The sequence below is a fragment of the Lysinibacillus sp. UGB7 genome (assembly GCF_049058285.1).
GTDB lineage: Bacteria > Bacillota > Bacilli > Bacillales_A > Planococcaceae > Lysinibacillus > Lysinibacillus sphaericus_B.
The window spans coordinates 1-20,267 of the sequence record NZ_JBMGUV010000006.1 but is presented as its reverse complement, the minus strand read 5'-3'; the positions used below and the strand labels follow the sequence as shown (position 1 = coordinate 20,267).

Below are 20,267 nucleotides of genomic sequence, written 5' to 3'. Positions count from 1 at the left end.
AAAAAAACAAATTCTTACAAAGAAGAATTTGTACTGTTCATTCTATAATTATGAATACACTGCAAATTTGAACCTTCTGTATGTTTTCTATAGTACAGAGCAACAACTTCATAATACTCTAATAATTTCTTTTCTTTGAAATTGTATCATAATTCCGCGATTTATAACACGTCAATTTCAAGGAGTATTTCTTTATTGTTTCTGCTTTAGATTTTTAAAGCGAATGATAGAACCTGCAATAATAAACACCCAACCGATGCCAATATAGACAAATTTTGACGTTTTTGTTGATGACGGTAAAATATCCATAATTGTTAAGCATACAAATAATATCCCTATAACTGAAAATAACATGCCGATCGATAAATTTTTCAAGATAATATCCTCCTAACTATGTACGCCCTCGATTTTACCGCATTCTAGCTAAAAAGAAAACACTAATTCAAGCAGCAATCGCTTGAATTAGTGTAAGTAATTTACGCTTGCACATGGGCAAAGAATTCTCCATAGAGGGCTTGTAAAATTTGGTTTTCAAATTCTTGTAAAACGCCGAATACTAGACTTACCTCAGAGGAACCTTGGTTAATCATTTCAATGTTAGCACCTGTTTTTGAAATCGCAGTTGCTGCACGAGCCGCAAGACCTGTGTTATTACGCATCCCTTCCCCTACAATAACAATCATCGAGAAACCATGGCGCATTTGCACATCATCTGCATACAATTCGTTTTTCACACGGGCTAGAATACGCGCTTCATTTTCTACTGATAGTTGATTTGAACGCATGATAACCGAAATATCATCTAATCCAGATGGTGTGTGTTCATATGAAATATTTTCATCTTCTAGAATCTGTAGAAGTTTTCGACCAAAGCCTACTTCACGATTCATTAAATATTTAGAGACATATAAAGTTGAAAAGCCACTGTCTGCCGAGATACCTGTTACCGGACGACCTGTTGCAGGACGATTCGGTACAATACGGGTACCTGGGGCTGATGGATTATTTGTATTTTTTATGTTAACGGGCACCCCAATCTTATAAACAGGCATTAACGCTTCATCGTGGAACACTGAAAAGCCTGCATAGGATAATTCGCGCATTTCGCGATACGTAATTTCTTTAATTTCAACAGGATCATTCACGACTTTCGGATTCGCGGAGAACACACAATCCACATCCGTAAAGTTTTCATAAAGCTCGGCTTCAACAGCTGCTGCTAAAATAGAGCCTGTAATATCAGAGCCACCGCGGTCAAAAGTACGCAGTATGCCCGCTTTAGTGTAACCGAAGAAACCAGGGAACACAATAATTTCTTTAGTGTCTTTTAATGGAGCTAAATTGGCATATGCTTCCGGTAAAGCAAATGTACGTTCCGGTAAATCATTTACCACCAAACCCTCTTTTGGACTTACATAACGTGCTGGCATATCGATTGAGTTGAAATAAGCTGCGATTAACTTTGCATTATTGTCCTCTCCAGATGCTTTTAAGTTATCGATAAATAATTCTTCGTTCAACTTATCGCCCTGTACACGTTCACGCAAGTCTTCAACAATCACATCACAAATCGCATGATCTAGCTTTAAACCATCTGCAATCGTTTTATATCGATTCACGACTGTTTGTAATTTTTGTTCTATGTCATCATTATTTAATGCTGCATTCGCTAAATCGATTAGTAAATCAGTTACTTTTATATCATCATTAGAGCGTTTCCCTGGTGCTGATACGGCTACGATTTTACGTGCCGGATTAGATTTTACAATGTTTGCTACTTTTTGAATTTGTTCTGCGCTTGCTACAGATGTTCCACCAAATTTACATACGATCATATCTATCAAATCCTAACTTTTAAAATTAATTGTATTCCTCCACAAAACAATTGAATGTACACAGTGTACAAATTATCGTTCCTTACGTCAATACAATTTAAAAAATTCACGCAATTTACCAATGAAAAATGGACAATTTTCGTACTGTTTGATTTATTATACGGATTTCGTAGCAAATAGTTAAGGTTTTTGCAAAATTTTTCGTCTAGCTCACATTTTCGGGTAAAACTTTGCCTGAACTAGCTTTAACAAATCTCGATAGGTTCGATAAAATTTATACTTCACACACAAAAAAAACGAGCCTGCTAAGCCCGCTTGCTGCGCTAAATGGCCTAGCATCAACCATTTAATTGTTCCTTGCTTTCATGGTGAAATCACTTGATCTTCAATTCCTTCACTTTCAATAAAGTAAACGTTTACTTTCATTCATTATAATATGCGGAAAAAGTCGGTGTGTTTGTACTATCGGATGAATTAATTCTGTCAAATCATTCATAAGGACAAGGAGTGATACAGACAGATATCATGATTTAACACAAAGCAAAAAAACTAGGCTCACATCTGGTGGAAACCTAGCCTTGCCATTTCTCGCTATTTTAAAGACTATCTTACCGAAATCAATCTAGCCATTCACAAGCATCCTTCTTATTAAAAGCGTCATTTGCTCGCTTGTTGTTTTAATAGATGTTTTATCAACTTTTCAACTGATCTTTGCTCACTACTTGATAGTACCCGACCAGGTTTTTCTTCTATATAATAAAGCAAACGCTTACTTCCGTTGTCTTTTGCCGAAAAAATGGGCGTCGAAGTATGGTTAGCGACTTCAATTCTCGCTGTATCATTCGCAAAATAGACCGTTCCTTGTATCCATAAATCCAAACCATGTTGACACAAATAACGATGCAAGCGATATGTATGTGTGGCAACCTGCTTCACTGGGTTATACATAGTTTTTTTGTGCCCGTCACGCTTGAATTGCAGTAGTTCTCGCTCACTCGTATTCCCCTCAATTATGCCAGAATGATTTTTCACCTCTACCACAAAAATACCAGTCGGCCCAACAATAATTGTGTCTAATTGGCTTGTCCGTCCATCAACTACAAGCTGAATATCTGGAAAAACCGAAAAAGTTGCAGGAAGATTTCCCAGAATTTGTAACGCTTTATCTTCTCCAGCGAGACCAGCCGTCACCTTACCAAGCTGCTTGCTTAAAGAAAATTGCCTAGCCTTAAATAGTCCCGCAATTACCATAGCAACAAGTATTAGCAACACCTGTTGCCACTGCCAAACGATAAAAAAGACCACACATATACCGACTATACATAACAGACGGTTGAAAATTTGTTTGTGCTTTAAATGCCGTATATCTCTTTCTAGTTGTCGCTCATGATGATAAATTTTAGCCATTTTTGCCCTTTCCACTCGAAACCGTCTGAACAAAGACAAACGTTAACTTACCGCTTTCTAATTTTAATTTTGTTACACTTCTTCCAGCTTTTTCAGGTAAAACGAATGTCACGCGTTTCTGTGCCTTTTAGTAATTTTTTTGCATCTGTTGCGATGAGTCTCATATAAAGAAGTGAATCCTTACTCTATGACCGCATTGCCACTTGCCTTTAATCATTCACCGTTTGAGGATAACAACACCACTGTTTTATCTAATACATAAGGCGGCATAAAAATTGCTAGAAGCCTCTTCGCAATTAAATGATAAATTTTCTGTTCAACAGGCGTAAGGTTTCAAGTTTAGGAATCATATGCGTCACCGTAATCGCATGGTGTTCCATCAATTTTTTATCATCGACGTAGTGCTTTGAGTGCATTACTTTTTGAATATGCCACGTTCTAGGCTTTCTACAAGTTGTGTATAGTTTGGAATTGATGAAAGTGCCTGCAAATGCTGATGTATACCTGCTGCAAAATTTGTCGGCAAGTGCTTTGACTCTGTCCGCGTATAGGTAATTAGCTTTTTTTCAAACTTTGCGCTATTTTTAATGTTTCAGATGATGTTAAACCGTAAAATTTATTTGCCTCTTTTTGTAGCTCTAGCAGCGAATGTAAAGGAGGCGCAAAGATTGTCTTACGTTCCGTCTCAATTGCAGAATGAATTCAATTTATAATTTTTGCGGGAAGGAATTACATTCTTTTCCGATTTTATTTATTATTGAAATCAAATTCAATTTTGCCATCAACTAAATGTAAGGCTGCTCTGAACTGTTTCCCACTCTTAGCTTTAAATCCTTTAATATCTGTAGTTTTACCGCTACTACATAAGTCTTTATTATTCTTTTCAGAGAGCTTCTTACCTAATAACCTTTCAGGGAATGTTTGTTTACAACCATTTTTATAATCTGAACAACCATAAAAATTCTTACGTAAGCTTATTTTACCTACTTTACATGCTGGGCAAGTAACAATATCTTTATTTGCTGGTTTTGTAAACTGCTCTGCTTCGATATTTAATGGACTTAACTTACAAAAGAGCTCTTTCCAGCCTTTCACAAACCCCGTTTTACCGACCGATTTAAACTCTAATTTTTTTACGTTTGTCAAAATCGTTTTTTCATCGTATTCAAAATCTTGATGAAACATCGCAAGTGTCGTATTTAAAATTTCAAAATATATATTACGTTCATCCGCAGGCATTGATTGCAACGCTTTTTCTGTCGGGACCTTTTTCGTCGGAATAATGGTATAGTGCTCTCCTACATTAGATCCGTCTACATAGCGTTTATTTTGTCCTCTTAGAACTGGTTCAAATGACTGTCCAATTAGTTGTTGATATTTTTTTAACAAATCGTTTAAATAGGTAAACTCATTATGAGTGATCAATTGACAATCGGTACGTTATCTACATAAAAATGGACTTAATTATTTTGGACCTAATTAATATGTATGAAAGCCTAGATTATTAGTCAACATAACTAGATTTTCTATTAAAAGATGGACACAATATTAATATAACCGTAATACTGAAAATTCATTTATAATTATAATACAAGAAGTTGTAATTATTATTAATAGGAGAAGAGTATATGAAAATAGTAATTGCAGAAAAACCAGACCAAGCTGCAAAATTAGCTGCCCCCTTTTCTTTTACAAAAAAATCTGGTTATTTTGAAGTTAAGCCAAACACATACTTTCCAGGTGGAGCACTTATCACATGGGCGATTGGACATCTATGTGAACTGAAAGCCCCTGAAGAATATAATCCTACATGGAAAAAATGGTCATTAGAAACATTGCCTATTATTCCAGATCGATTTGAATATAAAGTGACTAAGTCAAAGTATAAACAATTTAATGTGATTAAAAGTTTAGTAAAAAGACCAGACATTCAAGAAATCATTATTGGTGGTGATGCTGGGCGTGAAGGTGAATTGATTATCCGCACCATTATAAGAGTATGCGGTGTTAATAAACCGATGAAACGTCTATGGATATCATCTTTAACAGAAAACGCTGTAAAAAATGGGTTTGCAAATTTACTACCAGAAGAGAAAACACGCGATATTTATTTTGAAGCACTAAGTCGTTCATGTGCAGACTGGCTAATTGGCATCAACACATCCAGATTATACACGGTACTCCTCAAACGAAATGGCGTGAAAGATGTATTTTCAATTGGTCGTGTACAAACACCTACACTTGCACTAATAGTAAAGAGAGAACATGAAATTGCGAATTTTAAATCAGAACTATTTTGGGAAGTGGAAACAGAGTTTAATTTTGATGGAAAAATGTTAAAAGCAAAATGGTATAAAGATAACATTTCAAGAGTTCAAGAGGAACGACAAGCAATTGCTATTGCTAATTTCTGTCTCAATAAAAATGTAGAAATTAATAGGATTAAAAGAGAAACAAAGGAATACTCTCCTCCATTGTTATTCAACTTATCTGCATTACAAGCTACAGCAAACAAGGCCTATAATTTCTCACCACAAAATACACTGGATATTTTGCAAAAGCTTTATTTAAAGGGCGTAGTTTCCTATCCAAGATCTGATTCACAATTTTTAACGAATGAAGAAGCAAAAACACTACCAAAGATACTAGAGCATTTAAGTAAAATTGATAAATATAAAGGACTTCTTCCGCCACCGACAAGTTCAATTTTGAATAATAAAAGATATGTGAATGAAAAAAAAGTAACCGATCACCATGCAATTATTATTACAGAGCAAATACCAGACGTAGCGACGCTAAGTACAGAAGAAGAAAAGATTTATGATTTAGTTGCAAGACAAGTCATTGCAGCACATTACAACAATGCCATATTTTCTTACACAACGATTCATTCACTTGTTGATAAACGTGCAGAATTCATCTCTAAGGGCAAAGTGCTAATGGAAGAAGGTTGGCGTAAGGTTATTTATCATTCTAAAGATAACTCACCTACAGACAAAGATGAACTGCTCCCCCCATTACATGAAAATGAGCAAGGTATCGTTGCGAAAGCTAACGTAAAAAAAGGTGAAACCCAACCACCAAATCGTTATTCTGAAGGTAATTTGATTACCGTAATGAAAACAGCTGGTAAACATTTGGAAGATACAGAATTAGAAAAGGTCTTATCGAAAACGGAAGGATTAGGTACTGAAGCTACACGCGCTGGAATTATTGGTACATTAAAAGATCGAAACTACATCGAAGTTAAGAAAAACCAAGTCTTTGCAACGGCTAAAGGTATGTTACTAATTGAGGCACTAGGTGAAAGTATCTTATCTTCCCCTTCTATGACAGCCAAATGGGAGCAACGACTTTCTGAAATAGGTGAAGGCAACGCTTCTCCTAAAGTATTTATGGAACAAGTAAAAAAGCTTGCTGACAAATTGATTTCAGATGCTAACAAGCGTGAAAAGGAATGGGCATTTAATCAAAATGCAGTCGATAAAATCACTGCAAATAATCCGTACAATAAAAGATATAATAAAGAAAAAACAGTTGTTGGGAATTGTATCCTTTGCGAGGGGTCAATCATAGATCATGGCACTTTTTACGGATGTTCAAATTATAAAACAGCTAATTGTAAATTCTCGGTTTCAAAGAAACTTTTAAGAAAAACTATTTCACAATCGAATATGAAAAAACTCTTGGCAACTGGTGAAACAGACTTGATAAAAGGATTTAAAAAAGGAGAGAAAACTTTTAATGCCCAGCTTATTTGGGATAAAAAAGAACGTAAAATTAATTTTAAATTTCCACAATAACTAACAATTCTACTTTCAACATATTGATGAAAGTCTGTAGCTTATATTAAGAATTTAATAATAGCCTTGATAAACAAGCAAAAAGAAAGAGCGTGTTTTTAAAAAATTTAATCAAAACTTGCTCTTTATATATTTTATTGAATCATTCTTCTATAAAAAAGATTGATCATTTCTATGATATTTCCTCCATTAAAGTGCCCTTTAATGGAGAAACATTCCAGAAATTATATTAAGCATGCTCTTTTAATATAGCTGTTTTCTCAAAGATTGTTGCTTCTGATTTTGCTATCTTCTTCGATTAAAGCACCCGTTAGAGAAAAAAGACTTACTTAACTTCAATTACAAAGGCATAACTCGAACTTCCCCTTTCCCAATGTGCAGAAACACTATAAATATAAACACCTTTTTCTTTTGGCACTAATAATACATTGTCATTTAATGGGGCATTTTCTATTTCATCGTTACTAAACCATATAGATGCGCCCAACGTATTTTCTAGTGGTTTACGATAAAATTCTATTTTTAATTCAGCTCCTCGAAGTGGCACAAGGTTCTTATTGTTGGGATGGGCTTCTTAACGTTCAATGTGTTGATAAGATTTCTCCGCCAGATATTATTAAACATCAAGCAGTACTTTTTTCAATAGTTATGGTTGGTTTAAGGTTAAACACAAAATAAATCCCACCTACTAACACAACTACAGCTAATAAAGAAATTAATACCTTTTTCATACACTTCCCCCCTTGCTGTTTCTAAAGAACCTTATTCCATTATCCTGCTCCGTTAGTTTAAGTAGAAAAAGGCTCTACTCCTTATTGAAGTAAAGCACCCGTTTGTGGAAGAAACATATTTTCAAGTTATTTATGATGCGGTTCACCGTCCCCCTACTCATAAGTCAGTTTCATTGGTATCCACTCTAATTTAATATTGGTCTGTTGTTGCTCCTAATGTAGCACCGCGAATCATAGATTCATCACTAAACTTTATTAAATCACTTGGTTTTCCTGTAACCACTACACCAATAATTTTAAGGTTCTGAGGTTCTAGTTTCATTTTGCCCTGATTAGTTATGTTATTAATAATTTTCTCTGCATCGTCTTGATAATTACCACCATCCTCCTTTACCTTCTCTAAGATTGATATAAAGTTAGAGGCAGAATAGGCTTCTGCACTTCGGTTATACGGAAAGCCATATACTTCAAATCCATCGATCGTATCGTCAGGGAAATTCTTATCTTTGTTAAATTTATTATCATTTTCTATATCATCTTTACTAAACGTATCTACCCAATACCATGCTAATTGTTCTTTAAATACCTCATTTACTTCCTCAATGGAGTATCCATCATCAAATGAAAAAGCCATTTCTACAACTGTGTTATCATCAATCGCATTAAGTAACGTTCTATCATCAAATATTTGCTTATAATTTACTTGTGGATGAAAAAATTCAACGACTCTTTCTCCTTCATAATACAAAGGAATTCGCTCATCATCTGAGTAGCCTAAGCCAGAAGGACCATTATTTGAAATAAGTCGAGATGCTCCCAAAATAGTAAAAACTTTTTCCTGTTCCCCCCACGGAATTGGTACGCCTCCAACGACTTTTACTAATGTCATTTTTGCTGTTGCAGAAGTTAGAAAATAATTAAATATGGTACCTCGCTCTTCAATGTTGGCGCCCATAATATCGTTCCAAGTCGAATCCAAGTCTGTTTCCTTTTCCATTTTTATTTTCATCATTGTATTCCCCATAAAATAGAGTCCAAATAAAACGATGAGACTAATAACAAATGAAATGAGCACCATTTTTACAATTGAACGTTTCCTTGCTTTTTTTACTAATTTCTCAAACTCAAAATCTTTTGGAAAAAACTCATTTTCCTTGTTCATTTTCATACCTCCTATATTGTTCGATAAACTCTTTTCTTGCCCTATGGAGAGTAGTCTTAACAGATCCTTCTTTCATGCTATACAGCTCTGCTATCTCATTTATTTTTAATCCTGTACTATATTTCAGAAGAAGCAATTGCCTGTATTTCGGATTTAATTTAGTTAAGATTTCCTGTACATCTCTTTCTAGTTCACTTTGCATGACGACTTTTTCAGGTGTTTCTTCCTCAAATATTTCCTGTACGTTGAATTTCAATAATATATCTCTTCGTCTAGATTTCTTACGGGACAAATCATAATATTGATTTACTGCTACTCTAAATAGCCAACTTTGTATATTATCAATCTGGACTGAGTCTATGTATTGTAAAAACTTATACGCAGTATCTTGGATAATATCTTCTGCATCCTCCTTTGAAGCACCCATTTTTATTAGGCAAGAGTAAACAAATTTTAGTATCTCATTTAATTTTTTCCCCATCATGGAATCATTCATTTCAAACCTCCCACCTTTAAAACGTTTCAATACTAAAAAGGTTAACAAAAAATATAAATTTAGGTTACTTATTTCTCTTTAACGTATATTTCTTTAGTTGAGAAATAAAAAAAGAACTTGGCAAGAAAGTTTTCGCTTCTCGCCAAATTCATTTAAAAATATAAATTAGAAAATATATTGATTACATTTAATCAATCTTCGACAGCCAATGGCTATTTATAGTAGATCAACCTGTTGCTTTGAAATAAAGTTTGATCAAAAAAATCTCACAAACCAGCATTTTACAATAAATATAAAGAATCCAGTTTCAAAAAAGATTGATCGAAATGAATTCTTTATCAGCAGATATTAGTTTCTTTTTTAAAAAAGTTTGATCATTTCATAATGGTGTTGCTCACCAATCGCTCCCGATTGTTGAAGATCCTTTATGATGTCTAATTGAAGAAAAACACCCATTAAACATGATTACAATACTTCATAAACTTTATTTGTAGGGGTGGAAATCCACGAATTTTGCTTGATACATTCTGTCACGATATTCATAAATAATAATAACTTCACCAATAGAGTATGATGGAGAAACTTGTGCAGCTAACCTTGCGATTAAGTTATTGTTTTCTACTTCATACTCAATAATGCCTCCAAAAAATATATCCTTAAATACATTCTCTGGCTTGATACCTAATGTTCTTAAATCCACAATATAATGCTTGTCTCCAATACTTAATTTCACTTCAGTTGGTGTTAAACTAGTTTTCGCATTTTTCAATACTACTGCAAGGGGATTATCAACAATCACCTCGCCAAATCGATTATCACCAATTTCAAAAACATAAATTTCTTCTAATAAAACACCAGTATCATATCCTTGGTTCAAAATTATGATTAATTCTTTCCATCTCTGTTTATGTACTCATATATAATTTTAGGGGCATAAGTAGGGTTATTAGCAACGTTTAACCAAAAAGGTCTTGAGGCAATCCTTCCCTTAAAGTCAATTTTGAAGTCATAATAAATCATCGATTTTCTTGGCATATAAAGTTATATCATCCTTACTTGACGTTGCAACTTTATCATATCCTTTAATTGTGGCCCATGCTTTATTAGGGGCAATTACAAGAAATAATGCCAGTATAAATATAACGTATCTTTTCATTAGTTCAACACCTCATTGATAGTGTTCCCTAAGATGTTTTCTTATTCAACAATCTGGCTCGATTGTTGAATTGCAATAGTTAACAATTAATATTCGATGATTAATTTTATTATAGGGGGATAGTGCCAGTATGATCACCATTACGCAGAGATTCCCTAAGCTATCGCGAAAAACTAAAATGCATGAAATTAACCAAACAACCACTTAATCAATATATAGTTCTGCAATAGCAAACAAACACAATATATAGATAAAATTGGAAATATCTATTTTGAATATATGCATCAAAACAGGTACTTTGTTTTTTAATAACTTAAATATAATTTATTCAAAAACTACATTATTGCTTCATCAAAAAAGCAATTATAATAGCAAAATGTTTTTTAAACAATTTAAAAAACATAACCAAAGCTCCTCATCAATTTTTTATATTGTTTCCTTTTAAATTCTCCATTTTATATAGTAACACCTTCTTGCACTTAACTGCCTCCTTTAGCTGCATAACAAAAAAGAGGCATTTCAGCTTCTTTTAATTGAAACACCGATTAGTGGAATAATAAAGTTTGATTTCAACTTTATATCATCTTCACTTCATCTTTACATGCTGCGTTTATATTAGTACTTGTAACACCCAATAAAACAATGAAAAGAGGTTTTAAAATGTTAAATCCTAAGACAAAATTATTCACTGCACTTGGAATTTCAACAGCATTATTAGTAGGAGCTGGCAGTGCCTATGCTACTCAAAAAAAAGAAATAAATGAGTCGGTAGAAACTGTAAATTCTATTAAAGCACCAACCCCTGAAGAAATTCAAACAGTATTAGAAGGTAAACCTACACCTTCAAATATTAAAGCCGAAGGTTTATTTTCTTTAAATGGTAAACCTGATTATACTGCAGACTTTTATTTGAACGATGAAATTTTATTGTCTTTATTAAAAATAAACGCACAAGAATTAAAACAAGAATTGGCAACAGGAAAATCTGTAGTTGAGATTGCAGCTTCTAAAAACGTTACTAAACAACAAGTAATTAATGTCATTACAAAAACACAGACTGATGTACAACTTCAGGGTGAAAATAATGGCGATAGTAAACTATACGAGCAAATGTTAAAAAATATTGAACCAATAGTAATACAAGTCATCGAGCATAAAACTGAAACTCCATGGTAGAAATAAATTAACCAATCAGTAATAAAACGATGGTTCTTTCCTTTTCCTCTTATAATTTTATGATTTCTTATTGAACTAACCTGCGCGGTTCGTATTATAAGGTCAGCCAGATATTTCTGGTTGACCATTTTTTATATGGTTTTATTATAACTGAACGGTTTAGTCGATGGGGTCAAGCCCCACGAGCAGGTACGTTCTACCCTGAGCCTTCTTTCTATTTTTTCTATAGTTTATGGGTACTATAATGCTATTTTTTTCTATCCCCTCCTTTTCAAAGCTTCTTTGTACTGTTTAAAGATTAATAGAGGGAAATAAAGATTTGATGAAGATAATATCAATAACATTTAAAGAAAAATAAAATGAGGCTATCCCTTTGAAATGTGTGTATATTCTATAACCTGACATAAAAAATTCGTTAGTCCCATACCCGTGGTATCACGGCTATTAGACTAACGGATTTCAACAATAATTAGGCATTCTTTTAGCGATTAATTGATCAAAAATAAATCTGGGTGTCCATTGACATGGTTCATTTTGGACAGATGACTAGCACGCGTGTTTTATTTTTTAACAGTAGAGCATGCTGTACTTTTAGGACGGTAGATCTTCCTCCACATACTTCCTTCCGTTCCGTAACGGATTGGTTGCTCTATAAATCGCCAAGAAATCGAAGCGAGTAGAAGAATCATTACAATTTGTATGATATTATGAACTATGGCATTTCCCCCTCCTGATACAGGGAAGAACAAAACTAAGATTGGGTAATGCCATAGATAAATTCCATATGAACGAACACCAAACCAGCGCAACAGCTTGCATCCCAAAAAGCGACTGATCCAAGTAGATGGATGAACCGCTGCGGCTATTACTGAAACCGCAGCAATACACTGAAGTACCATTCCACCACGGTAAAGAAAAGCCTCATACTGATTAGTCTGCCAAACCATCCATGACAGAATGGCAAGTCCAGCTGCCCCAAGTATATCCAAAGAAATACGCAAGGCTCTATTATCAACAATCTTCCCCGTAAACATTTGGCTAGGTAAGCATAACGCAAGTGCCGCTCCAATTAACAGGGCAAACGCACGAGTATCTGTTCCGAAATAAACCCTGCTTGTGTCCATTAGCCCTGGTTGATAAAGCAGTGCCATTCCTAGAGCGGAAGCAAATGCACCGATAAGGATGAACCAATTCAGAAGCTTACGTTTGTGAACGAAACGGAGTCCCAGTAAGACTATAAGTGGCCAAACTAGATAAAACTGCTCCTCGACAGCGAGAGACCAGTAATGTAATAGAGGGGAAGGTTGTCCAAAATTGGAAAAATAGCCGACATCGTTAAAAATGAACCACCAATTCGTCACATAAAAAAGCGAAGCTAGAAAATCGCCCCAGAGGTCGGCTAATCGTGTAAAGTTAAACAGCAATATAAATACTGCCACTACAATCAATACAAGGATCTGCCCTGGTAAAAGGCGTTTAACACGTCTGACCCAAAAATGACGCAAATTAATCTGTCCCGTATTTGTCCATTCCATAATCAATAGATCTGTAATGAGATACCCAGATAAGACAAAAAATACGCCTACACCTAAAAAACCTCCTGAAGCCCCTTCTAAATTGAGATGGTAGGCGATTACTACAAATACAGCGAGCGCTCTTATCCCATCTAATCCCGGGATATAACGATTTTTCTTCCTTTCTGGAGTGGATACTTCCATTTTATTCACCATCAGGCACCCCTTCATTGTTTTTAGAAGAGTGGATATGCTGCTTTATATGGTTCAGAAAAATAGGATAAAAATCATCCTTGAAATGGATTCCATCCTCACTATACGGATTGTCATTTTTTTCAAATATAGAGGACAAATCGATGTAATCGATATTCTTTGTTGCTGCCATCTTTTCAAGTGCCTTATTATAATCCGGGATATTTTTATAACGTGGTTCTACCTCCATTGCTTCTTTTGTCACTGGTGTAACCGATAAGACATGTATCTTCACATTTGGCAGTTTTCCTTTTATTTTTTCAATTAATTTATTATAGTTCTTTATTGATTCTCCCACAGGATTTTCTACTGGCCACAACAAGTCATCTGAGCCTAACATGATATATACATGTTCAGGTTTTTCACTCTCAATTTTATCAACTTCTTCAAGGGCAAATAGAGCAGTGGCACCGGCATTACTAATCACATTAGAGTCCTCTAACACATCAGGTAATCCTAATAAAAGTGAATCACCCAAAAAAACACTTTTATTATAAAACAACTTATATTGATCCTTCGAATCGACAGTAGCTGTTTGTTTTTCGTTCTGCTTGTTTCCACAGGCTGTCGCGAATATTACAAGGATTCCAATTAGCGCACTCAGAAATATTTTTTTTGTCATTTAAATTTACCTCCTGTTTTCTCTTACTATAGAAAGAATAATAGAGAGAGATAAAGATTAGGTGAAGATGACATCGATATCAAGTAAAGAATTTTAAATGGTGTTGTGACTATAATGAATATGTCTATGAGCTTGTCTATGAAAAAGCCATCCGTTCAAAACCGTAAAGGCCTATTGAATGGACAGAAGGAAAAAACATTGTGATTGATCCTGGCCATGGCGGCGTTGATATTGGCACAACTGCGCTTAACCTTTGGAACAAGAGAAAAAGAGGTGAATCTTACAGTAGCACAAAATATTAAGCAGGAGCTTGAAAAAAGAACAGCCGCAACAGTCATCCTAATACGTGATAAAGATATAGATTTAGGACGTAATCAAATAGAAGCTTTACAAAAAAGAATTGAAATTGCCGATGATGCTTCAGCTGATTTGTATATTAGTATGCATCACGACGCTTTTACCGATCCTAGTGTTAACGGAATAACTGTTCATTACAGTTCATCAAAATAAGGGTGAAAATTTAGCTAAAATCCTGCTAGCATCTATCTTTAAGCAAAATATTAATGCCAAACATCGTGGTGTAAAAGACAGTGATTTTTATGTTTTAAAGAACAATTCTGCTCCTGCAGTATTACTAGAACTGGACTTTACGTCAAATAAAGAAGATGAACTCCGAATGGTTTATAAAGATTTTCAAAGCAAAACTGCTATATCTATCGTAGATGGGATTATTGAATTCTTTGCAAAATAAAATCATTATGAAATTATGTAGCCCCATAAAAAAAGCTCATACGAATGGTTTATAAAACCGTTTGTATGAGCTTTTTTTCACTTTTTAATTGGTAGATAAAAATAAAACTGTACGCCATTCTTTGTATTGCAAACACCATATTCTACCCCATGTAGCATTAATATATTTTTCGAAATTGCCAGTCCTAAACCAGTACCACCGTCTGACCTTTTTCTAGAAGCATCAATCCGATAAAAGCGCTCCCAAATTTTCTCTAGATGTTCTTTTTCAATATGAGCACCTTTATTCTCCACACTTATCTTCACCAGTTCTCCTTTCACCTCTATCGCCAAAATTATTCTTTCTTGCGGAGGCGAATATCGGATAGCATTCGTCAAAAAATTCGTAAGAACCTGTTCGATACGGCGTTCGTTGGCTACTACTTTAACCTGTGATACATGGGTCTCAACTTGCAATTGTTTTTGTTGTATTTCAGGCATTAGTTTTTCGCAAATCTCTTCTAATAGTGAATCGATATAAAAAGAATCCATTTGCATTTTATACGTACCCGATTCATACTTTGCTAATTCCAGCATATCGATAATCAATAAATCCATCTTATCGACTTCTTTTTCCAATGCATCGAAATAATACTCTTTCTTATGATTTGCTACATTCCCTCTCAATATCGTTATACAGCTTTTCATAATACTTAAAGGTGTTTTCAATTCATGTGATACACCGGAAATAAACTCTTTCCGCGTATTTTCTAGCTTTTTCTCCTTTTCAATATCTTGCTGTAGCTGTTCAATATACATACTTAACCCGTTCGAAAGTAAGTTGATATTCCTCGATAAGTCTCCAATTTCATCATTTGAATGAACAGCAATTGTCTCAGAAAAATCTAAATTCGCTATTTTCTCCGTTGTATGAGTAATCCGTAATAATGGCTTTGCAATTTTTATTGAATAGTAATAAGATGCCAATAATATTAATAAAGAAACAAAAGCAACGATGTAAATATAATATTCTTCAATCATTTGCACAGCTTCATCAACTGGTTGTAGCGAAGTCATTGAAAATATATATGAATTCGTTTCATCTGATTTTGCTATTAAAACCTTATATTTAATATCATTTTGTTCATAATTAATTAGTTGTGTAGTGGCATTAGGAAAATCAAGTTTATCTAATAATAACTTATTTTGAAAATCTTTAATTTGCTCTAAAAATAATGAATTAGAATAAATGACGTTGGATAAATCATTACTTTCTGGAAGTTGAATATTAATAATTTCCCCTCCTAGATTAACCAAATCAGAATTTTCATTAGCTATATATATTTCTTTTAAATTTTCCCTAGTTCCTCCTATTTTTTCATAGAGCATTTTATTTCTGAAAGTAAAAGATTTTGCCAATATATTTTGACTTCTACTATACACTTCATTATTAATATTTATTTCGACTGGTTCAATCATTATTTCGACTGGAATTATTTGCGACTCTTTCAAGAATCCAATTATATATACTTGACTGTTCTTCAATAATGATTCCGACAACTGGACCGAATTATCCTCATCAATCATATATAAAGGAACTTTAGTTGTTTTCATACCAAGTAGTTTTTGATAATACTCATTTAACTGTATTTCAATGTAGAAATCATTCTCATGCTTTAAATGACCATACTGATCCAATATTGTAATCCAAGCATTATTTTCTTCAGCAAAATCTCTTTCAAGCTGCTGAATTTTTGCAATGTCGTTACTATTTTTATGATACTCTTTTTCAAATACAGTTAAATTGGATTCTAAATCTTCTACTTTTTTATTCATATAAAATTGTTTAAAGAATATTGTTTGTCCGACAAAAATGGTAGCCAATATAAGTATACAAAGCATAGTTGTTAATAAAAACAACTTAAATACAATTCCTCTTTTCATCGTATGTCCTCAAATTTATAACCTGTTCGAACAATCGTTTTTATACATGTGGAATGGTCACCTAATTTGTTTCGCAAGTTTCGCATGTGACTATTAATCGTTCGGTCATCTCCAATATGTTCATAACCCCATACTTTTGTTATAAGCTGATCTCTCGTTATAACTATTCCTTTATTTTCCACTAAATACAATAGCATTTCATATTCTGTATGCGTTAATGAAATCTCTTCATTATTTACTTGTACAGTCCTAGACGGAATATATATTTTAATGCCACCGCTTTCTAGATAATCACCTACTACATCATTTTTCTGTTCCCGTTGATGTAATAACCTTTTGGCACGTGCTAATAAAACTAATGGATTGTAAGGTTTCGTTACATAATCATCGGCTCCTAATTCAAAACCTAATAATGTATCATCTTCATCTGTACGAGCAGTCAACATAATAATCGGAATATTTGAAGTTTTTCTAATTCGGCGGCAAATAGTCCATCCATCCAATTTAGGTAGCATAATATCTAATATAATTAAACTAAGCTCATTTTCTTGAAATACCTTTAGTGCCTCTTCACCATCTTTAGCTTCTAAAACCGAATAACCTGCATTTAGAAAATAATCTTTAAGAATTTCTCGTAAAATATCCTCATCTTCTATAATTAATATTGAATCAATCATTTTTATCCCCTGCTTAATTATTTAATATTCTAAGTTCATTCTAACCAAGATTAAATGTAAGTAACATTTAATCTATTTATATGAACTTTACATGTCCATATTAAGCGAGTAAGTAAGTAGAATCAACGACATTGCCATATCTTTATTTAATCTTCATATCAGGTAGAATTTCTGCAAATAATTCATTCTTTTCTGGGTATCTAATAAAAAGCTGTCGAGAATAAAAAATGCACCCTTTGTGAAGAACTTGTAAAATGAAGCTAGACCACTTGTTGAAGCTTCTGCCTGTACTTTGCTGGCGGAAGATTTTTCCTCTACTGAATAGATGCCCAATTTATTGAAGTTCAGTTCCATCTGATTCCCCAATTGAATAAAAAAGGAGCCGTTTAGACAGCTCAAAGATCTTCAACTAATACGAACACCCCCTTTAGCTGAATAAGAGAAATTTTAAAGTTTCATTTTTAATCCATCGTGCGATGCTATAATACCTATTCGTTCAGAAACAAGTAAAGCATTGAACCAAGTGACAACTGCGTTCTCTTGTACGATTATCCCAACAATTCTCTTCTAAAGGCTATGATTAACTTGAATTCTTCTTGTGCTAACCTGCTTCTTAATTTAAGTAGTATAACGGCAGCTATACTATATAAGAGTAATCTGTAGTTTATATGGAGATACTGCGAAGTTTATCTAGAGATATACGGGAGTTTATGTGAATCAATTTCCGAACTTTATTTTTTGAAGGAACGATTGATTTATAATAAAAAAAAACGCAATTCCCCCACCAAATCGATGTATTGGTGGAGGAATTGCTTGCTGTTATTTTTTATTCAATTATTCTAGTTTCTACACCGTTTTGAGAAATTTGAATTTGACTAACAATTTGGCTTAAAGCTACGTTTACCAGTGTAGCCGGGCGACCGAGTAATTTTCCTATGTCGTTACTTTTTATCTCTAATCCACCCTCTCGAATTCCTTTTTACTTGTTTACGAGCGTAGGAAGATTGGCTTCTGGAACCCCTTGTACTTGCGAAACTCAATATTCAACCTTTATTCCACAAAATGGCCCGTTTGTTGTATAACTCAATACAGGCCCTTTAATTCAATAAAAAAAGAGTTGCATATGCAACTCAATGATCTTTAATTAACGCCCCCATGTAGCGTAAAATTAACCACACCACAGAAAATGAAAGATGATTACGTTCTTACAGGGGAGTTGACGAAGATGATTCTTTTCCATCTTAAAACTTAGCATAACTGATCGAAGATAAGATTTCCCCTCCTGTAACAAAGCGAAGAACTCTATAAACTCTATCAATATTTAACGATCTGAAATTTAAAATTTTCTCGAAATACTCCATAATAATGTTAACTTATCAATAATTCTAATAACCGTTTCTTGAATAACTAATTGTCAATGGTCTTACAGACAGTTGCATTAGGAGGATTGCTACCAAAACCATCTGAGATAGCTAATTTACTTCCATCATTTATGATTACTTGGCCATAAGTCGCTTCTTCTGTGGTACACACATAACAGTAACATAATTTGTCTTCAAGAACGATATCATCCCATAATACAACACCCATTGCCACTGCATCAGGCAAATCAACAAAGTACCCGCCACTTGCTTGTAGGTTGTATTCCAGAAGAGAACTGTTGCATTGAACGGCAAACACTGCTTCTTCCTTCTCGCTCGCCATTAAACATTCCATATCTTCTCTATTCCAAGCTGCATCACCCAAGCAAACATCAAAGCCGATAATACTAATAGGAATTCTCGATTTCATTATAATGCTATATGCTTCTGCATCTACATATACATTAAATTCAGCTACAGGTGTAGTGTTTCCAGGGCCAAATCCAGCAGTACCCATCGAATAAATACGTTTAACTTTCTTCATGGTTTCTGGCGCCTTTAATATTGCAAGTCCTATATTTGTAACAGGGCCTATAGTAACGATTTCTATTTCTTCTGGATTTGTTTCTACCAAGTCTAAGATCATGTCAACTGCATGTCCAGATTCAGGATTAATGGTTGGATGAATTAAATTATCATCTCCCATACCATCTTCACCATGTACATTAACTGCTGTTACAAGATCTCTCATTAGTGGTTTAGCTGCTCCTACATAGATAGGTGGCTTTTGCGCATTTGTTACTTCTACAGTCATTAAAGCATTTTTAGTTGCAAGTTCCAGAGGTACGTTCCCACAAACAGTCGTAATAGCCAGAATATCTACCTCCGTTGATTTTAGTGCCATCATTAACGCAACTGCATCATCACTTCCCGTATCTGTATCAATAATTATTTTTCTCATAACAAGACCTCCAATTCTGATTTGGCCTAATTATACAATTCCATTTATACTGAAAATAGGTCAAATGACCAAAAGCAAAAAGAAGGTGAATATATGAATCTTAAAGATATTTTGAATGATGCACCAGCGCATATAAAAAAAGAATTTATCTATAGACGACATCAGAAAGGTAGCCTTATTATTCCTCCACAAGAACAAAATAATTACCTGTATATTCTAATTACAGGTACAGCAAAAGTGTATAGACAAAGTTATGAAGGAACGATGGTTTCCTTATATTTTTACGATTCATATAGTTGTTTTGGTGAGATAGAAATATTTAATAAAAAAATCAAAACACTCAGTGTTATTGCAAAACACAATTGTGAAACGGTAGCTATTCATAAAACACAGGTTTACGAATGGATGAAAGTCGATTTTAATTTTAATTTTTACTTAATT

General features: G+C 33.9%; 16 protein-coding genes and 3 pseudogenes. 4 read left to right on the top strand and 15 right to left on the bottom strand.

Annotated features, from left to right (window positions below):
- Positions 1-192: 192 nt before the first annotated feature.
- The 5 genes and pseudogenes from ACOMCU_RS07285 to ACOMCU_RS07265 all read right to left on the bottom strand — a co-directional run.
- Positions 193-375 (bottom strand): hypothetical protein, encoded by a 183-nt coding sequence (locus tag ACOMCU_RS07285; protein WP_421049780.1) that lies wholly within the window; start codon positions 373-375, stop codon positions 193-195.
- 101 nt (positions 376-476) lie between these two features.
- Positions 477-1,835 (bottom strand): aspartate kinase, encoded by a 1,359-nt coding sequence (locus ACOMCU_RS07280; RefSeq protein WP_010860917.1) that lies wholly within the window; start codon positions 1,833-1,835, stop codon positions 477-479.
- Between the two features lie 657 nt (positions 1,836-2,492).
- Entirely contained in the window at positions 2,493-3,242 is a 750-nt protein-coding gene (locus ACOMCU_RS07275; protein WP_421049779.1) for a nuclease-related domain-containing protein, read from the bottom strand.
- A gap of 747 nt (positions 3,243-3,989) precedes the next feature.
- Positions 3,990-4,337: a topoisomerase C-terminal repeat-containing protein gene (locus ACOMCU_RS07270; protein WP_329600457.1), complete on the bottom strand. Its 348-nt coding sequence runs from the start codon at positions 4,335-4,337 to the stop codon at positions 3,990-3,992.
- A pseudogene (locus tag ACOMCU_RS07265) lies at positions 4,320-4,670 on the bottom strand (DNA topoisomerase); the annotation flags it as partial. The gene ACOMCU_RS07270 and the pseudogene ACOMCU_RS07265, both read right to left, overlap by 18 nt.
- 200 nt (positions 4,671-4,870) lie before the next feature.
- Between ACOMCU_RS07265 and ACOMCU_RS07260 the strand changes: the two are divergent.
- Positions 4,871-7,045, top strand: coding sequence for a DNA topoisomerase III (locus ACOMCU_RS07260; RefSeq protein ID WP_421049778.1), 2,175 nt, complete (start codon positions 4,871-4,873; stop codon positions 7,043-7,045).
- A 325-nt stretch (positions 7,046-7,370) separates the two neighbouring features.
- On the opposite strand, the gene ACOMCU_RS07255 is transcribed toward ACOMCU_RS07260, so the two are convergent.
- The 5 genes from ACOMCU_RS07255 to ACOMCU_RS07235 form a co-directional block, all read right to left on the bottom strand.
- Positions 7,371-7,592, bottom strand: a complete 222-nt coding sequence (locus ACOMCU_RS07255) for a hypothetical protein (RefSeq protein WP_421049777.1) — start codon at positions 7,590-7,592, stop codon at positions 7,371-7,373.
- A gap of 374 nt (positions 7,593-7,966) precedes the next feature.
- Positions 7,967-8,938 (bottom strand): anti sigma factor C-terminal domain-containing protein, encoded by a 972-nt coding sequence (locus tag ACOMCU_RS07250; protein WP_421049776.1) that lies wholly within the window; start codon positions 8,936-8,938, stop codon positions 7,967-7,969.
- A complete protein-coding gene (locus ACOMCU_RS07245; protein ID WP_010860922.1) occupies positions 8,922-9,434 on the bottom strand; it encodes an RNA polymerase sigma factor in 513 nt (170 codons plus the stop codon). Before ACOMCU_RS07245 ends, ACOMCU_RS07250 begins: the two co-directional genes overlap by 17 nt.
- Before the next feature lie 484 nt (positions 9,435-9,918).
- On the bottom strand, positions 9,919-10,311 hold the full coding sequence (locus ACOMCU_RS07240) for a hypothetical protein (RefSeq protein WP_010860923.1): 393 nt from the start codon (positions 10,309-10,311) through the stop codon (positions 9,919-9,921).
- A 129-nt stretch (positions 10,312-10,440) separates the two neighbouring features.
- The gene (locus tag ACOMCU_RS07235; RefSeq protein WP_421049775.1) at positions 10,441-10,590 is read right to left on the bottom strand and encodes a hypothetical protein; all 150 of its coding nucleotides are present in this window, start codon (positions 10,588-10,590) and stop codon (positions 10,441-10,443) included.
- An 828-nt stretch (positions 10,591-11,418) separates the two neighbouring features.
- On the opposite strand from ACOMCU_RS07235, the pseudogene ACOMCU_RS07230 reads away from it, so the two are divergent.
- Positions 11,419-11,766 (top strand): annotated as a pseudogene (locus ACOMCU_RS07230) (hypothetical protein); the annotation flags it as partial.
- A gap of 560 nt (positions 11,767-12,326) precedes the next feature.
- Here ACOMCU_RS07230 and ACOMCU_RS07225 read toward each other — a convergent pair.
- A complete protein-coding gene (locus ACOMCU_RS07225; protein WP_421049865.1) occupies positions 12,327-13,484 on the bottom strand; it encodes an acyltransferase family protein in 1,158 nt (385 codons plus the stop codon).
- A gap of 1 nt (position 13,485) precedes the next feature.
- Positions 13,486-14,154 carry a GDSL-type esterase/lipase family protein gene (locus ACOMCU_RS07220; RefSeq protein ID WP_421049774.1) on the bottom strand — a complete coding sequence of 223 codons (669 nt, stop codon included), beginning with the start codon at positions 14,152-14,154 and terminating at the stop codon, positions 13,486-13,488.
- A gap of 216 nt (positions 14,155-14,370) precedes the next feature.
- On the opposite strand from ACOMCU_RS07220, the pseudogene ACOMCU_RS07215 reads away from it, so the two are divergent.
- Positions 14,371-14,905, top strand: a pseudogene (locus tag ACOMCU_RS07215) (N-acetylmuramoyl-L-alanine amidase family protein).
- Positions 14,906-14,982: 77 nt separating this feature from the next.
- Here ACOMCU_RS07215 and ACOMCU_RS07210 read toward each other — a convergent pair.
- The 3 genes from ACOMCU_RS07210 to ACOMCU_RS07200 all read right to left on the bottom strand — a co-directional run bounded on the left by ACOMCU_RS07210 (position 14,983) and on the right by ACOMCU_RS07200 (position 19,826).
- The gene (locus tag ACOMCU_RS07210; RefSeq protein ID WP_421049773.1) at positions 14,983-16,827 is read right to left on the bottom strand and encodes a sensor histidine kinase; all 1,845 of its coding nucleotides are present in this window, start codon (positions 16,825-16,827) and stop codon (positions 14,983-14,985) included.
- Positions 16,824-17,504, bottom strand: coding sequence for a response regulator transcription factor (locus ACOMCU_RS07205; protein WP_421049772.1), 681 nt, complete (start codon positions 17,502-17,504; stop codon positions 16,824-16,826). Before ACOMCU_RS07205 ends, ACOMCU_RS07210 begins: the two co-directional genes overlap by 4 nt.
- Before the next feature lie 1,407 nt (positions 17,505-18,911).
- Complete coding sequence (locus ACOMCU_RS07200) at positions 18,912-19,826, bottom strand: nucleoside hydrolase (RefSeq protein WP_421049771.1); 915 nt, start codon at positions 19,824-19,826, stop codon at positions 18,912-18,914.
- 93 nt (positions 19,827-19,919) lie between these two features.
- Between ACOMCU_RS07200 and ACOMCU_RS07195 the strand changes: the two genes are divergently transcribed.
- Positions 19,920-20,267 (top strand): Crp/Fnr family transcriptional regulator (locus ACOMCU_RS07195; RefSeq protein ID WP_421049770.1); only part of this gene is annotated, 348 nt, incomplete at its 3' end.

What these genes read in the sequence shown, in the direction of transcription:
- ACOMCU_RS07280 (WP_010860917.1), bottom strand. Translation starts at nt 1,835, where the DNA reads ATGATCGTATGTAAATTTGGTGGAACATCTGTAGCAAGCGCAGAACAA.
- ACOMCU_RS07275 (WP_421049779.1), bottom strand. Translation starts at nt 3,242, where the DNA reads ATGGCTAAAATTTATCATCATGAGCGACAACTAGAAAGAGATATACGG.
- ACOMCU_RS07260 (WP_421049778.1), top strand. Translation starts at nt 4,871, where the DNA reads ATGAAAATAGTAATTGCAGAAAAACCAGACCAAGCTGCAAAATTAGCT.
- ACOMCU_RS07250 (WP_421049776.1), bottom strand. Translation starts at nt 8,938, where the DNA reads ATGAACAAGGAAAATGAGTTTTTTCCAAAAGATTTTGAGTTTGAGAAA.
- ACOMCU_RS07245 (WP_010860922.1), bottom strand. Translation starts at nt 9,434, where the DNA reads ATGAATGATTCCATGATGGGGAAAAAATTAAATGAGATACTAAAATTT.
- ACOMCU_RS07235 (WP_421049775.1), bottom strand. Translation starts at nt 10,590, where the DNA reads ATGAAAAGATACGTTATATTTATACTGGCATTATTTCTTGTAATTGCC.
- ACOMCU_RS07225 (WP_421049865.1), bottom strand. Translation starts at nt 13,484, where the DNA reads ATGGAAGTATCCACTCCAGAAAGGAAGAAAAATCGTTATATCCCGGGA.
- ACOMCU_RS07220 (WP_421049774.1), bottom strand. Translation starts at nt 14,154, where the DNA reads ATGACAAAAAAAATATTTCTGAGTGCGCTAATTGGAATCCTTGTAATA.
- ACOMCU_RS07210 (WP_421049773.1), bottom strand. Translation starts at nt 16,827, where the DNA reads ATGAAAAGAGGAATTGTATTTAAGTTGTTTTTATTAACAACTATGCTT.
- ACOMCU_RS07205 (WP_421049772.1), bottom strand. Translation starts at nt 17,504, where the DNA reads ATGATTGATTCAATATTAATTATAGAAGATGAGGATATTTTACGAGAA.
- ACOMCU_RS07200 (WP_421049771.1), bottom strand. Translation starts at nt 19,826, where the DNA reads ATGAGAAAAATAATTATTGATACAGATACGGGAAGTGATGATGCAGTT.